This is a genomic window from Streptomyces sp. (assembly GCF_031178505.1).
GTDB lineage: Bacteria > Actinomycetota > Actinomycetes > Streptomycetales > Streptomycetaceae > Streptomyces > Streptomyces gulbargensis.
In genome coordinates, this window is record NZ_JAPSIW010000099.1 from 1 (window position 1) to 13,880 (window position 13,880).

Consider the following 13,880-nt stretch of genomic DNA (forward strand, 5'->3'; position numbering starts at 1 on the left):
CCCCCGCTGGAGGGGTCCGTGCGAGAGATGAGAGGGTCTGGCGGGTGAGCGATACACCGACGAACACCCTGCAATACCGCGTCGACGGGCGCGACGACGCTCCGGTCCTGGTCCTGGGGCCCTCCCTCGGTACCACCTTCCACATGTGGGACCGGCAGATACCGGAGCTCACCCGTGACTGGCGCGTCGTCCGCTTCGACCTGCCGGGGCACGGGGGCGCGCCCGCCGAGCCCTTCACCTCCGTCGCCGAGCTCGGGGACCGGCTCCTGGCCACCCTCGACGCGCTCGGCATCCCGCGCTTCGGCTACGCCGGCTGCTCCCTCGGCGGGGCCGTCGGGCTCGACCTGGCCCTGCGGGCGCCGCACCGGGTCGCCTCCCTCGCGCTGGTCGCCACCTCGCCCCGGTTCGGCACCGCCGACGAGTTCCGCCAGCGCGGCGTGATCGTCCGGACGAACGGCCTGGAGCCGATGGCCCGCACCGCGCCCGAGCGGTGGTTCACCCCGGTCTTCGCCGGCGCGCAGCCCGCCATCGTCGACTGGGCCGTGCAGATGGTCCGGACGACCGACCCGGCCTGTTACGTCTCCGCCTGTGAGGCCCTCGCCGTCTTCGACGTCCGGGAGGCACTCGGCGGCATCGGCGTCCCCGCGCTCGTCCTGGTGGGCTCCGAGGACCAGGTCACCGGTCCCGCCGAGGCCCGCACCCTGGTCGCCGGCATCTCCGACGCGCGGCTCGCGGTCGTCCCCGGCGCCTCGCACCTGGCGCCCGTGGAGCAGCCCGCCGCCGTGACGGAACTGCTCATGGACCACTTCGCGAGCACCGTCCAGGACACCAGCGGCACCCTCATCGTGCCGCCCTACCCGGCCGCCGCACCGGTGCCGCCCGCCGAGCCCGCCCCCGCCGCCCCGGCCGCCGCGCCCGCCGAGGCCGGCCGTCCCGACCCGTACGACCGCGGTCTGAGCCTGCGCCGGGAGGTGCTCGGCGACGCCCACGTCGACCAGGCCCTCGCCGACGAGGCCGGTGAGGACTTCCAGGCGCTCGTCACCCGGTACGCGTGGGGCGAGGTCTGGAGCCGGGACGGCCTCGACCGGCGCACCCGCAGCGTCGTGACCCTCACGGCGCTCATCGCCGGCGGTCACCGCGAGGCCCTCGCCGACCACACCCGGGCCGCGCTGCGCAACGGCCTCTCGCCCCGTGAACTGCGGGAGATCGTACTGCACGCGGCGGTCTACTGCGGCCTCCCGGCCGCCGACACCGCGCTGCGGGTCGTCACCCGCGTCGTCGAGGAGGAGACCACGCCGCCCGCGTAGGCTGGCGCCGTGAAGCTGACGAAGAAGTCCCACGCCTGCGTCCGCCTGGAGAAGGACGGCCGGACGCTCGTGCTCGACCCCGGCGGGTTCACCGAGGAGGACGCCGTCACCGGCGCCGACGCCCTGCTCGTCACCCACGAGCACCCGGACCACTTCGACGAGGGCCGGCTCCGCGCCGCCCTGGAGGCCAACCCGGCCGCCGAGATCTGGACGCTGCGCAGCGTCGCCGACCAGCTCTCGGCGGCCTTCCCGGGACGGGTGCACACCGTCGGGAACGGCGACACCTTCACGGCGGCCGGGTTCGACGTGGAGGTCCACGGCGAGCTGCACGCGGTGATCCACCCGGACATCCCGCGCGTCACCAACGTGGGTTACCTGGTCGACGGCACCGTCTTCCACCCCGGCGACGCGCTCACCGTCCCCGGCCGGCCGGTGGACACCCTGCTGCTGCCCGTGATGGCGCCGTGGAACAAGATCTCCGAGGTCATCGACTACGTGCGCGAGGTCCGGCCGCGCCGGGCCTACGACATCCACGACGCCCTGCTCACCGACCTGGCCCGGCCGATCTACGACCGCCAGATCGGCGCGCTCGGCGGCACCGACCACGGCCGCCTGGCCTCCGGGGCCTCGGCCGAGGTCTGAGCGGCGACGGCGGCTGTCGGTGCCCGCCAGTAGGCTGGCACCCATGCGCATCGCCACCTGGAACGTCAACTCGATCACCGCCCGGCTGCCCCGTCTCCTGGCCTGGCTGGAGAGCAGCGGCACCGACGTGCTGTGCATCCAGGAGACCAAGTGCACCGCCGAGCAGTTCCCCGCCGAGGAGCTGCGCGCGCTGGGCTACGAGTCGGTGGTCAACGCCACCGGCCGGTGGAACGGCGTGGCCCTGGTCTCCCGGGTGGGCCTCGAGGACGTCGTCACCGGCCTGCCCGGCGGCCCCGACTTCGAGGGCATCCAGGAGCCGCGGGCGATCTCCGCCACCTGCGGCCCCGTCCGCGTCTGGTCGGTCTACGTGCCGAACGGCCGCGAGGTCGCCCACGAGCACTACGCCTACAAGCTGCGCTGGCTGGAGGCCCTGAAGGCCGCCGTCGCCGAGGACGCGGCCGGGGACCGGCCCTTCGCCGTCCTCGGCGACTACAACATCGCCCCGACCGACGACGACGTCTGGGACATCGCCCTCTTCGAGGGCGCCACCCACGTCACGGAGCCCGAGCGGGCCGCGCTCGCAGGCCTGCGCGAGACCGGCCTCACCGACGTGGTCCCCCGCCCGCTCAAGTACGAGCACCCCTTCACGTACTGGGACTACCGCCAGCTCTGCTTCCCGAAGAACCGCGGCATGCGCATCGACCTGGTGTACGGCAACAAGGCCTTCGCCGAGGCCGTCACCGACAGCTACGTGGACCGCGAGGAGCGCAAGGGCAAGGGCGCCTCCGACCACGCGCCCGTCGTGGTCGACCTGGACGTGTGACCGGCGGGGCCCCCGGGCCCCCACCGGATGATCTCCGCGCGCCGGGTGGTGGACCTGCCGGTGCCGGTGCGACGCTGTTCGGATGAACATCCCGTTTCTGGACAAGTGGCGCAAGCGGCCCGCGGCGGGCGTGGCGCCCCTGGCCGCCGCCTTCGACCGCGACCCCGAGGGCGTGGCGGAACTGCTCGCCGAGTGCGAGCTGCTCCGCGCCCGTGTCGAGGCCACCGGGGTGGTGCTCGACGACAGCCCGCGCTCCCTCCAGGAGCTCGATCAGCTGCCGCCGCTCTGGCGGGAGGACCCCGAGGAGCTGCCCTGGGTGGGGAACGACGCGGGCCTCTATCTCGGCACGGTCGTCGTGCGGAACGTGCCCGGCGCCCACTGGGAGGTCCCGCCGGGCGGCGGGCCGGTGGTGCGGCTGGCCTCCGGCCGGGAGATCCCGGTGGTCGAGGCCGGTCTCGACTGGGCCATGACCGGATCGCCGGAGCTCTCCCAGGTGTACGCGGAGGCCGCCGAGGCCTGAACCGCGGCCGCCCCGCGCCGCCGCGGTCCGCGCTACGGGGGTCGCCCGTGCCCGTCCCGTACCGCCGTCCGCCCCACCCCCCTCACTCATCCGCAGTAAATACGGGTAATCGCCGTTTTCGTGCGTGTCGGGCGTGAAGGCCCTTTTTCTGGTGGATAGTTTGCGCTGACCGCGACACCGCTGAGAAATGGGGCAGGGCAGCGTATGGCCGTCGTCGATCCGCTGATCGAACTGCGTGACGTGAACAAGCACTTCGGCACGCTGCACGTCCTCCAGGACATCAACCTCACCGTCGGCCGCGGTGAGGTCGTCGTCGTCATCGGCCCCTCCGGGTCCGGCAAGTCCACGCTCTGCCGGGCGATGAACCGCCTGGAGAACGTCGAATCGGGCGAGATCCGCATCGACGGGCAGCCCCTTCCCGCGGAGGGCAAGGCGCTCGCCCGGCTGCGCGCCGAGGTCGGCATGGTCTTCCAGTCCTTCAACCTCTTCGCCCACAGAACCGTCCTCGCCAACGTCTCCCTCGCGCAGATCAAGGTCCGCGGGCGGAAGAAGGAGGAGGCCGACCGGCGCTCGCGCGAACTCCTCGACCGGGTCGGCCTCGCCGACCACGCCGACAAGTACCCCGCGCAGCTCTCCGGCGGTCAGCAGCAGCGCGTGGCCATCGCCCGCGCCCTCGCCATGGACCCCAAGGCCCTCCTCTTCGACGAGCCCACCTCCGCGCTCGACCCGGAGATGATCAACGAGGTCCTGGAGGTCATGCAGCAGCTCGCCCACGAGGGCATGACCATGGTCGTGGTCACCCACGAGATGGGCTTCGCCCGCTCCGCCGCCAACCGGGTCGTGTTCATGGCCGACGGCCGGATCGTCGAGGACCGCCCGCCGGAGGACTTCTTCACCGCCCCGCGCAGCGACCGGGCCAAGGACTTCCTCTCCAAGATCCTCAAGCACTGACCGGGGTGGGAACCATGCAGCGTACGCACCGGATCGTGGCCGCCCTCACCGCCCTGCTCGCCACCGCGGCCCTGCTCGGCGGCTGCGGCAAGGAGGGCAGCCCGCCCGTCAAGGGCCCGCAGCCCGACCAACTCCCCGTCTACCGGGTCGCGTCGGCCTTCACCCTGTCCGGCTCGCCGACCTGGAACCGGGCCAAGAAGCGCGGCCGGCTCGTCGTCGGCGCCAAGGAGGACCAGCCGTACATGGGGGAGAAGGACCCCGCCAGCGGCCGTTACTCCGGTTTCGACATCGAGATCGCCAAGATGATGGCGGCCTCCCTCGGCTTCGACCCGGCGACGATCGAGTTCCGCACGATCGCCTCCGCCAACCGCGAGACGGCCCTGCAGAACGGCCAGATCGACTACTACGTGGGCACCTACACCATCAACGACAACCGCAAGAAGCTCGTCGGCTTCGCCGGCCCCTACTACCAGGCCGGGCAGTCCCTCCTCGTCCGCACCGACGAGCACGGCATCCGGGGCCCCGAGGACCTGGCCGGCAAGCGGGTCTGTTCGGCCGCCGGATCCACCCCGTACCAGCGGATCGAACGCGACCACCCCGAGGCCGAACTCGTCGCCTACGACACCTACTCCGTCTGCGTCGACAACCTGCTGACCTTCCAGGTCGACGCCGTCACCACCGACGACACCATCCTCATGGGATACGCGGCCAAGGTGCCCGACGAGCTCAAGGTGGTGGGCAGGCCGTTCTCCGAGGAGCCGTACGGCATCGGCGTCCCCCGCGAGGACGACGCGCTGCGCTTCGCCCTCGACGACGCCATCGCCGCCCACCAGAAGAACGGCGACTGGAAGAAGGCGTACGACGCCACCCTCGGACTCTCCGGAGTGCCCGCCCCCGCCCCGCCCGCCATCGACCGCTACCCGGCGAGCTGACCGCAGGAGCCCCCGACATGGAGTCACCGGCATGGACGTCCTGACCGACAACTTCTCGCTCTACGGCAAGGGTTTCCTCGGCACCGTCGAACTCACCGTCTACGCCTCGGCGCTCGCCCTCGTCCTGGGCTTCGTCATGGCCGCCTTCCGGGTCGCCCCCGTCGGATCCTTCCGGGTCTTCGGCGCCGCCTGGGTGACCGTCCTGCGCAACACCCCGCTCACCCTGCTGTTCTTCGCGGTGATGCTGGGCCTGCCCCGCTTCGGCCTGGTCCTGCCCTTCGAGCTGTTCGCGGTCCTCGCCCTCGGCTGCTACACCTCGGCCTTCATCTGCGAGGCGCTGCGCTCCGGCATCAACACCGTCCCGCGCGGCCAGGGAGAGGCGGCCCGCAGCCTCGGCATGACCTTCGCGCAGACCCTCGGCACCGTCGTCCTCCCGCAGGCCTTCCGCTCCGTCATCCCGCCCATCGGCTCGACGCTGATCGCCCTGGCCAAGAACTCGGCCATCGCCGGCGCCTTCAGCGTCACGGAACTCCTCGGCACCTACAAGACGCTGAGCGAGCTCGGCTACAGCATCATCTGGACCTTCGTCTGGATCGCCGTCGGATACCTGCTCATCACCCTCACCATCAGCGTTCTCTTCAACGTCCTGGAGAAGCGCTGGGGAGTCGCCCGATGACAAGCGCCACCGCCCTCTACGACGTCCCCGGGCCGCGCGCCCGGCGCCGCCACCTCCTCTACGGCCTGCTGTCGACCCTGGTGATCCTCGCCCTGGCCGGATGGATCCTGTACCTCCTCTTCGACACCGGCCAGTTCACCTCCACCAAATGGTCGCCGTTCGCCTACGAGGGCATCCAGGAGCTGCTGCTCACGGGCCTCGGCAACACCCTGAAGGCCTTCGCGTACGCCTCGGTGCTCTCGCTCGCGCTCGGTGCGGTCCTCGCCACCGGACGCCTCTCCGAGCACCGGGTCCTGCGGTGGCTCGCGACCCTGGTCGTCGAGTTCTTCCGCGCCATGCCCGTCCTCGTGATGATCTTCTTCATCTTCGTGGCGCTGAAGGTGCAGCCGCTGCCCGCCCTCGTCGCCGGCCTGACCCTCTACAACGGCTCGGTGCTGGCCGAGGTCTTCCGCGCCGGCGTGCACTCGGTCGCCCGGGGCCAGGGCGAGGCCGCCTACGCGCTCGGCATGCGCAAGACGCAGGTCATGACGTACGTCCTGGTACCGCAGGCGGTCCGCGCGATGCTGCCGGCGATCATCAGCCAGCTCGTCGTGGCCCTCAAGGACACCTCGCTCGGCTTCCTCATCACCTACGAGGAGTTCCTCCACGCCGGCAAGCTGATCGCCTCGAACCTCGACTACGACCTGCCGTTCATCCCCGTCGTCCTGGTCGTCTCACCGATCTACATCGGCATGTGCATGCTGCTCTCCTGGTTCGCCACCTGGGTGGCGCGGCGGGAGCGCCGCAATCCGAAGACCAGGGCCGTCGACGTCGCCCCGGCGGAGCAGGGCACGGTGCTGCCGGGCCGGGAGTAGGCCCGCGCGGGTCACGCCCGCCCGGCAGCAGCCGGTGATCACTCCTCCCGCAGCGGTACCGACACGTACGACGGGTCGGCGGCGGGCGAGGAGAAGGTCAGCTGCGCGCCGGTCGGGTTGTGCTCGATGTAGAGCGGATCGACCGTGTCCACGACGAGGGCGAGCCGGTGCCCGGCCGGGACGTCGTACGCCGTGGAGAACAGCTCCAGGTCGACGGCGAACGGCCGGCCCGGGGTCTTGCCGTGGAAGGTGTACGGGGCGTTGCTCACGAGCTTGCCGACGCCCAGCGGGCCGACGTCGTACAGGTACGCGACGAGGGTGCCGCTCTCCTTCGTCGGGGTGACGGTGGTGTGCAGCAGCGGCGTCCCGCGCACCTTGCGGACCGAGTCGTACCGCTCGGACTGCCAGACGGCCGCGAACGAGCGGGGGAGGAGCGGGACGGAGACGGCGGGCGGGGTCCGCAGGAACTGGTCCAGCAGGTTGGAGAGCAGGACGACGCCGCCGGAGGCCCCCGAGTCCACGTTCGCCCACACGTGCTCGGTGTCGTCGAGGGCGATCCGCTCCCGGTGCGCGTTGACCGACTTCCAGTCCGGGTAGCCCTCGTAGCCGCCGGCGGAGCGGGAGGCGAGCTGGACGGGCTGTTCCCGGTCGACGCCGTTGGCGGCGCCCTTCAGGTGGTGGTCGAACCAGCGGTGGGCGCTGGTCCAGGTGTCGTTCGGCAGGCCCAGGAGCCCGGTGGCCTCGGCGGTGGCGTGGTCGCCGGGGCGGAACTCCAGGCGCTTGGGGCCGGTGAGCTTCTCGAAGAAGGTCGCGTACTGGTTGGGCGGGAAGATCGTGTCGCCCCAGGCGTTGCCGAGCATGACCGCGGTGCGGTTCGCGTTGAGCCGGTCCAGGTGGGTCACGGCGGAGCGCTTGCGGCCCCAGGCGATCATGTCCTCCTCCTTGGCCAGGTTGGAGGAGAGGAAGTCGCCGAGCACCTCCTGGAGTTCGGGACCGGGCCGGCCGGTCAGGTGTCCGGCGCCGCCGAGGAGGGCGGCGGCCTGGAGGTGCTGCGTGCGCCCGCTGTAGATGGAGTCGATGAGGTCGGCCCAGCCGCTGAGCGCCGCGACGGCCTTGACCCGGGGGTCGTGGGCGGCGGCGAGCAGGCTGATCCCGGCGCCGTAACTCACCCCCGCCATGCCGACCTTGGCCGGGTCGGCGGGGGTGTGGGCGAGTGCCCAGTCGATGACCCGGGAGGCGTCGGCGACGTCCCGGGGGCCGGCGGTCTCGATCTCGCCGCCGGACTGCCAGAAGCCGCGCGAGTTGTAACTCACCACGATGTAACCGGAGTCGGCGAGTTTGCGGGCCTGGGCCAGGTATTCGATCTGCGGCATCGCCCAGCTGGTGGGGAGCACGATCACGGGGTGCCGCGCGCCGCCGCCGGTTCCGGCCGGGGTGACGACGTTCGCCTTGAGGACGGTGCCGCCGTCGCCCGCGATGTCGACGAAGCGGACGGAGACGCCGTCCTCGGCGTGGGCGGCCGGGGCGGCGGCGAGGACCGTTCCGGCCAGCAGGGCGGCGGTGGCGGCACCGGCGGAGGCGGTACGGAGCGCGCGGCGCGCGGCGGCGCGGGCGCCGGCGCCCGGAGCGGGCGCGACGCTCGGCCCGGGGGTGGCGGCGGGGTCTTGGCGGGGGTCGTTCACGGGGTGCTCCTCGTGGTGTCACCGGTGGGGACGGTGCGAAGTGACCTGACGGTAACCGGGAGCGCTTACCGGAGGTAACCAGTCGGTAAGTTACGCGAGGGTAACGATTGCGCCACCCCGCCGCCGCCCTCAGGCTTGGCCCGTGGAGCACACCGATGTCTTCGACCCGCGCCGCTACGCCCGAGGCCTCCCGCACGACGCCTACCGCGCCCTTCGCGACCACGCGCCCGTCGCGTGGCAGGAGGAGTACGAAGTGCTCGGCTGGCCCGCGGGGCCCGGCTTCTGGGCCGTCAGCCGCCACGCCGACGTCGTCCGCGTCCTCAAGGACGCCGGGACGTACTCCTCCCACCTCGGCGCCACCCAGATCCGCGACCCCGACCCCGCCGACCTGCCCTTCATCCGGCGCATGATGCTCAACCAGGACCCGCCCGCCCACGGCCGGCTGCGCCGGCTCGTCAGCCGCGCCTTCACCCCCGGCCGTGTCGGACGATTCACCGCGACCGCCCGCGCACGCGCCCACCGCCTGATCGACGCGGCCCTCGCCGGCGGCGGCCCGGCCGACCTCGTCCGTACCGTCACCGACGACTACGCGCTGCTCAACCTCACCGACCTGCTCGGCGTCCCCGCGAACGACCGCGGACTCCTCCACACCTGGACCGAACGGGTCATCGCCTACCAGGACCCCGATGAGCCGCCCGTCCTCGACGCGTCCGGCCGGCCCGTCAACCCCCGGTCACCCGCGCGGCTGGCCGACATGTTCGCCTACGCGCAGGACCTCGCCGCGTACAAGAGGCGCCACCCCGCCGACGACGTCATGACCTCCCTCGCCACCTCCGCCCTCGCCGACGCCGAACTGGAGATGTTCTTCTTCCTGCTCACCGTCGCGGGCAACGACACCGTCCGCAGCGCCGCCCCCGGCGGGCTGCTCGCCCTGGCCGGGTCCCCCCGCGAACAGGCCCGCCTGTGGAACGGGGAGGTCTTCCTCGACACGGCCGTCGAGGAACTCCTGCGCGTCCACCCGCCGGTGCTCACCTTCCGCCGCACCGCCACCCGGGACACCGCGCTCGCCGGCGTCCGGATCGCCGCGGGCGACAAGGTCGTCGTCCTCCACCCCTCCGCCAACCACGACGAGCGCGTCTTCCCCGATCCCCTCCGGCTCGACCTCGGGCGCGGCCCCAACCCTCACGTGTCCTTCGGCGACGGACCCCACGTCTGCCTCGGCGCGCACTTCGCCCGCCTCCAGCTCGGCGTGCTGTACGACGTGGTGCGGGAGCGCTGCGCCGGCCTGGAACTCGCCGGGCCGCCCCGCCGCCTGGTCTCCAACTTCATCAACGGCGTCACGTCGCTGCCGGTGCTGCTGCGGGCACGGTCGTCGCCTCGCGCGTGACGTCCGCCACCAGCTCCACCACGTCCGGCCCGTAGGCCCCCGAGTTCACCACCTTCAGCAGCAGTACGAAGGAGCCCGAGCGGTGCCGGCGGGCGAGCGCCCTGTGATGCCGGGCCAGATAGCGGGTGGCCGCCTGGTTGGTGATCGCCCGCTGCCCGCAGAAGAGGAAGACCGGCCGGCCGCCCTCACCCGCCGTGAGCCGGGCGAGCAGCACGTACTCGGCGACCCCCGCCTCCGGCCGGTACGTCTCCCGGCCGATCACGAACGCCCCCCGGTCGGGGCCCGGCTCCACCTCCACGTTCACGGTCACCCCGGGCAGCAGGGTGGCCAGGTGCGCGCCCGTCCGGCGGTTGCTGTACGGCCCCCCGAGGCAGAACTCGGTCCGGTCGCCGAAGCCCTGGTGCGCCTGGTCGTGGGGGGTGATCCTGGCCAGCGCGCCGCAGTCCTTGATGAGCGCCGACAGCTCCAGCAGGGCGAACACGTCGTACCGGTGCACCGAACGGTCGGTGCCCGACTCCTTGTTCACCACGAGCAGGCATTCGGCACCGGCGGGCAGCCCGAAGAACGCCCGCTGACGGCGGAGCCCGCGCCGCCACAGATACGTGCGCCCCAGCCACCCCAGCGAGGCGCTGACCCCCGTCGCCAGCACGCCGAGCACGATGTTGCGCAGGTCCTCGTCCATGGCCGCGCATGCTATCGACCCGCCGCTCCCGCGTTCGAGGCGGTCCTGACGACGGGGGCGCGCGGAAGTTACAGTGCGCGGACGGTCGCCGACCGGCTGACAGGAGGTAGGAATGCGCCGCTCCGCCGCAGGATGGCTCTCCGCGCTCGCCGTCGTCACGACGGCACTCTCGACGGGAGCCGCCGCCCCGCCCGCCGCGCCCGCCGGCGCCCCACCGAGGCCGGCGCCGGTCAAGACACCCGTCGCCACCGGGTACGGCGGAGCCGTCGCCAGTGTCGACGCCGACGCCTCCGCCGCCGGCATCGAGGTCCTGCGCAAGGGCGGCAACGCCGTCGACGCCGCCGTCGCGGTGGCCGCCGCGCTCGGCGTCACGGAGCCGTACTCGGCCGGCATCGGAGGCGGCGGCTACTTCGTGCACTACGACGCCAGGACCCGCACCGTCCACACCGTCGACGGACGCGAGACCGCCCCGCTCTCCGCCGACGCGGGCCTCTTCACCGAGAACGGCCGGCCCATCCCCTTCGAGGAGGGCATGACCAGCGGCCTGGGCGTCGGCACCCCCGGCACCCCCGCCACCTGGAGAACCGTGCTCGACGCCTGGGGCAGCAAGCCGCTCGCCACGCTCCTCGAACCCGCCGAGCGCCTCGCCCGCGACGGCTTCACCGTCGACGCGACCTTCCGTGCCCAGACCGCCGCCAACGAGGCCCGCTTCCGGGACTTCCCGGCCTCCGCCGACCTCTTCCTCCCCGGCGGAAAGCTGCCCGTGGTCGGCAGCGTCCTCAAGAACCCCGACCTGGCCCGTACGTACGACACACTCGGCCGCCACGGCGTCGGCGCGCTCTACCGGGGACCGATCGCCCGGGACATCGTCGACACCGTCCGCACGCCCCCCGTCCGCGAGGGAGCCACCCGCAAGGTGCGGCCCGGCGACCTGACGGAGCGTGATCTCGCGTCGTACCGGACCCTGTTCCGCGAGCCGACCCGGATCGGCTACCGCGGCCTCGACGTGTACGGCATGGCGCCCTCCTCCTCCGGCGGCACCGGCGTCGGGGAGGCGCTCAACATCCTGGAGGGCACCGACCTCGCCGGCGCCTCCCAGGGCCGCTACCTCCACCGGTTCATCGAGGCCAGCCGCATCGCCTTCGCGGACCGGGGCCGCTGGGTCGGCGACCCCGCCTTCGAACCCGTCCCCACCAAGGAGCTGCTCTCCCAGCGGTACGCCGACTCCCGGGCCTGCCTGATCCGCGACGACGCCGCCCTGACCAGCCCGCTCGCGCCGGGTGACCCCCGCCGGCCGGTGCCCTGCGCGACCGGCGGCCCGGCGGCGCCCACGACGTACGAGGGCGAGAACACCACCCATCTGACGGTCGCCGACAAGTGGGGCAACGTCGTCGCGTACACCCTCACCATCGAGTCCACCGGCGGCAGCGGCATCACCGTGCCCGGCCGCGGCTTCCTGCTCAACAACGAGCTGACCGACTTCTCCTTCGCGCCCGCGTCGCCCGCCGTGCACGACCCGAACCTGCCCGGCCCCGGCAAGCGCCCCCGCTCCTCCATGTCCCCGACGATCGTCCTCGACCGGCACGACCGGCCCGTCCTGGCCCTCGGCTCGCCGGGCGGCGCCACCATCATCACCACCGTCCTGCAGACCCTCACCGGGGTCGTGGACCGCGGCCTGCCGCTCGTCGACGCCATCGCCGCACCGCGCGCCAGCCAGCGCAACCAGGCCACGACGGAGCTCGAACCCGAGCTCTGGAACAGCCCGTTGAGGGCGGAGCTGGAGCGGATCGGCCACGCCTTCCGGCAGAACCCGGAGATCGGCGCCGCCACCGGGGTCCAGCGCCTCCCGGACGGCCGCTGGCTGGCCGCCGCCGAGACCGTCCGCAGGGGCGGCGGTTCGGCGATGGTCGTCCGCCCGGCACCGGGCCGGTAGGGCGGGTACAGGGCCGGGGCGCCCGGCGGCTACGGCGCCGTCAGGATCCGGGGGCCGTCGTCCGTCACGGCCACCGTGTGCTCGGCGTGCGCGGCGCGGGAGCCGTCGACCGTACGCACCGTCCAGCCGTCCCGTGCCGTGCAGTGGTCGTCGCCCCCGCCGCCGATGAGCATCGGTTCGATCGCCAGCACCATCCCGTGGCGCAGCGGCATGCCCCGGCCCGGGCGTCCCTCGTTGGGGACGCCCGGGTCCTCGTGCATGGTCCGGCCGATGCCGTGGCCGCCGAAGCCGTCCGGGATGCCGTAGCCCGCCCGGCGGCAGACCCGGCCGACGGCGTGGGCGATGTCCCCGATCCGGTTGCCGACGACGGCCGCCGCGATGCCCGCCTCCAGGGCCTCCTCGGCCGTGGCGACGAGCCGGGTGTCCTCGGGCCGCGCCCGGCCGACGGTGAAGCTCACCGCCGCGTCGCCCGCCCAGCCGCCGAGCAGCGCCCCGCAGTCGACCGAGACCAGATCCCCGTCGGCGAGCGGGGTGCCGTCCGGGATGCCGTGCACGATCGCGTCGTTGACCGACACGCAGAGCACGGCCGGGAAGGGCGTCGGCGCCCACTCGGGGCGGTAGCCGAGGAACGGCGACCCGGCCCCCGCCGCGTCCAGCACCGCGCGGGCCGCCCGGTCCAGCTCCCGGGGCGTCACACCGGGCGCGGCCTTCTCCCGAGCGGCCGCGAGGGCGTGCGCCACCACCCGCCCCGCCTCGCGCATGGCCCGCAGATTCGCGTTCGTCTTGATCTCCACCATGCCAATTACTATACCGGTATTAGAATGGTGTCATGGTGCGCACACCCCTCACCCCCGAAGAGCGCGAGCGCGGCGAACGCCTCGGCCTCCTGCTGCGCGAGGCGCGCGGCGAGCGGTCGATGGCCGAGATCGCCGCGGCCGCCGGCCTCTCGGCCGAAACGCTCCGCAAGATCGAGACCGGCCGGGCCCCCACCCCCGCCTTCTTCACCGTCGCCGCCCTCGCCGGCGTCCTCGGCCTCTCCCTCGACGATCTGGTCGTGCACTGCTCCCCGCTGCCCGCCTGAGCCGCCCCGGAGGGAAACCGCCGGAACGGTGGTACCGCCCGGGGCGGCGTGTCAGCATGGCGCGGTGACGCAGATCATCAAGGGGGGCAACCTCGGTGTTGCCGGTCAGGTGTGGCGGGTCGGGGTGGTCCGGGGAGTCCCCGGGGACGGCGTACCGGAGGTGGACACCTCGGCGCTGCTGCTCGACGCCTCGGGCAGGGTCAGGGACGACGGTGACCTCGTCTTCTACAACCGGTTGTCCCACGCCACCGGTGCCGTGCGGCACGCGGGGAGGGTGGCGGGAGAGGGGCGGACGGTCGCGGACTGGCTGGAGATCGACACGGGTCGCGTGGAGCCCGCCGTGCAGCGGATCGTCATCGCCGCCTCCTGCGACGGCGGAACGTTCGGCCAGGTGCCGGGCCTCTACCTGA

15 protein-coding genes are annotated in these 13,880 nt (G+C 73.0%); 12 read left to right on the plus strand and 3 right to left on the minus strand.

All coding sequences use genetic code 11. From position 1 onward, the window contains the following. Window positions 1-44 precede the first annotated feature (44 nt). The 8 genes from RIF68_RS10185 to RIF68_RS10220 all read left to right on the plus strand — a co-directional run bounded on the left by RIF68_RS10185 (window position 45) and on the right by RIF68_RS10220 (window position 6,705). The gene (locus RIF68_RS10185) at window positions 45-1,307 is read left to right on the plus strand and encodes an alpha/beta fold hydrolase (RefSeq protein ID WP_309050836.1); all 1,263 of its coding nucleotides are present in this window, start codon (window positions 45-47) and stop codon (window positions 1,305-1,307) included. Between the two features lie 9 nt (window positions 1,308-1,316). After that, entirely contained in the window at window positions 1,317-1,949 is a 633-nt protein-coding gene (locus RIF68_RS10190; protein ID WP_309050837.1) for an MBL fold metallo-hydrolase, read from the plus strand. Window positions 1,950-1,992: 43 nt separating this feature from the next. After that, the gene (locus RIF68_RS10195; RefSeq protein ID WP_309050838.1) at window positions 1,993-2,772 is read left to right on the plus strand and encodes an exodeoxyribonuclease III; all 780 of its coding nucleotides are present in this window, start codon (window positions 1,993-1,995) and stop codon (window positions 2,770-2,772) included. 82 nt (window positions 2,773-2,854) lie between these two features. Beyond that, window positions 2,855-3,292, plus strand: a complete 438-nt coding sequence (locus RIF68_RS10200; RefSeq protein WP_309050839.1) for a DUF6278 family protein — start codon at window positions 2,855-2,857, stop codon at window positions 3,290-3,292. A 204-nt stretch (window positions 3,293-3,496) separates the two neighbouring features. Continuing rightward, window positions 3,497-4,243: an amino acid ABC transporter ATP-binding protein gene (locus RIF68_RS10205; RefSeq protein ID WP_309050840.1), complete on the plus strand. Its 747-nt coding sequence runs from the start codon at window positions 3,497-3,499 to the stop codon at window positions 4,241-4,243. 14 nt (window positions 4,244-4,257) lie between these two features. After that, on the plus strand, window positions 4,258-5,175 hold the full coding sequence (locus RIF68_RS10210; RefSeq protein WP_309050841.1) for a glutamate ABC transporter substrate-binding protein: 918 nt from the start codon (window positions 4,258-4,260) through the stop codon (window positions 5,173-5,175). A gap of 31 nt (window positions 5,176-5,206) precedes the next feature. Beyond that, on the plus strand, window positions 5,207-5,851 hold the full coding sequence (locus RIF68_RS10215) for an amino acid ABC transporter permease (protein WP_309050842.1): 645 nt from the start codon (window positions 5,207-5,209) through the stop codon (window positions 5,849-5,851). Further along, window positions 5,848-6,705: an amino acid ABC transporter permease gene (locus tag RIF68_RS10220; protein WP_309050843.1), complete on the plus strand. Its 858-nt coding sequence runs from the start codon at window positions 5,848-5,850 to the stop codon at window positions 6,703-6,705. Before RIF68_RS10215 ends, RIF68_RS10220 begins: the two co-directional genes overlap by 4 nt. Before the next feature lie 38 nt (window positions 6,706-6,743). Here RIF68_RS10220 and RIF68_RS10225 read toward each other — a convergent pair whose 3' ends face one another. After that, window positions 6,744-8,258 carry a CocE/NonD family hydrolase gene (locus RIF68_RS10225; RefSeq protein WP_309050849.1) on the minus strand — a complete coding sequence of 505 codons (1,515 nt, stop codon included), beginning with the start codon at window positions 8,256-8,258 and terminating at the stop codon, window positions 6,744-6,746. 271 nt (window positions 8,259-8,529) lie between these two features. Here RIF68_RS10225 and RIF68_RS10230 point away from each other — a divergent pair, with 271 nt between their 5' ends. After that, complete coding sequence (locus RIF68_RS10230) at window positions 8,530-9,774, plus strand: cytochrome P450 (RefSeq protein WP_309050844.1); 1,245 nt, start codon at window positions 8,530-8,532, stop codon at window positions 9,772-9,774. Here RIF68_RS10230 and RIF68_RS10235 read toward each other — a convergent pair. Continuing rightward, a complete protein-coding gene (locus RIF68_RS10235; protein ID WP_309050845.1) occupies window positions 9,725-10,456 on the minus strand; it encodes a hypothetical protein in 732 nt (243 codons plus the stop codon). The two genes, RIF68_RS10230 and RIF68_RS10235, sit on opposite strands and share 50 nt — an antisense overlap. Before the next feature lie 112 nt (window positions 10,457-10,568). Between RIF68_RS10235 and ggt the strand changes: the two genes are divergently transcribed. Next, window positions 10,569-12,389 carry a gamma-glutamyltransferase gene (ggt, locus tag RIF68_RS10240; RefSeq protein ID WP_309050846.1) on the plus strand — a complete coding sequence of 607 codons (1,821 nt, stop codon included), beginning with the start codon at window positions 10,569-10,571 and terminating at the stop codon, window positions 12,387-12,389. A gap of 29 nt (window positions 12,390-12,418) precedes the next feature. On the opposite strand, the gene map is transcribed toward ggt, so the two are convergent. Next, window positions 12,419-13,186 (minus strand): type I methionyl aminopeptidase, encoded by a 768-nt coding sequence (gene map, locus RIF68_RS10245; protein WP_309050847.1) that lies wholly within the window; start codon window positions 13,184-13,186, stop codon window positions 12,419-12,421. 32 nt (window positions 13,187-13,218) lie between these two features. On the opposite strand from map, the gene RIF68_RS10250 reads away from it, so the two are divergent. Together RIF68_RS10250 and RIF68_RS10255 are read left to right on the plus strand one after the other, a co-directional pair. Next, window positions 13,219-13,470: a helix-turn-helix transcriptional regulator gene (locus RIF68_RS10250; RefSeq protein WP_309050848.1), complete on the plus strand. Its 252-nt coding sequence runs from the start codon at window positions 13,219-13,221 to the stop codon at window positions 13,468-13,470. A 64-nt stretch (window positions 13,471-13,534) separates the two neighbouring features. Next, window positions 13,535-13,880: TerD family protein (locus tag RIF68_RS10255; protein WP_375165686.1), on the plus strand; the 346-nt coding region annotated here is incomplete at its 3' end.

Excerpts from the sequence above, each read along its gene's own strand:
- ggt (WP_309050846.1), top strand. The coding sequence starts at position 10,569 with ATGCGCCGCTCCGCCGCAGGATGGCTCTCCGCGCTCGCCGTCGTCACG.
- map (WP_309050847.1), bottom strand. The coding sequence starts at position 13,186 with ATGGTGGAGATCAAGACGAACGCGAATCTGCGGGCCATGCGCGAGGCG.
- RIF68_RS10215 (WP_309050842.1), top strand. The coding sequence starts at position 5,207 with ATGGACGTCCTGACCGACAACTTCTCGCTCTACGGCAAGGGTTTCCTC.
- RIF68_RS10205 (WP_309050840.1), top strand. The coding sequence starts at position 3,497 with ATGGCCGTCGTCGATCCGCTGATCGAACTGCGTGACGTGAACAAGCAC.
- RIF68_RS10210 (WP_309050841.1), top strand. The coding sequence starts at position 4,258 with ATGCAGCGTACGCACCGGATCGTGGCCGCCCTCACCGCCCTGCTCGCC.
- RIF68_RS10235 (WP_309050845.1), bottom strand. The coding sequence starts at position 10,456 with ATGGACGAGGACCTGCGCAACATCGTGCTCGGCGTGCTGGCGACGGGG.
- RIF68_RS10220 (WP_309050843.1), top strand. The coding sequence starts at position 5,848 with ATGACAAGCGCCACCGCCCTCTACGACGTCCCCGGGCCGCGCGCCCGG.
- RIF68_RS10200 (WP_309050839.1), top strand. The coding sequence starts at position 2,855 with ATGAACATCCCGTTTCTGGACAAGTGGCGCAAGCGGCCCGCGGCGGGC.
- RIF68_RS10195 (WP_309050838.1), top strand. The coding sequence starts at position 1,993 with ATGCGCATCGCCACCTGGAACGTCAACTCGATCACCGCCCGGCTGCCC.
- RIF68_RS10250 (WP_309050848.1), top strand. The coding sequence starts at position 13,219 with ATGGTGCGCACACCCCTCACCCCCGAAGAGCGCGAGCGCGGCGAACGC.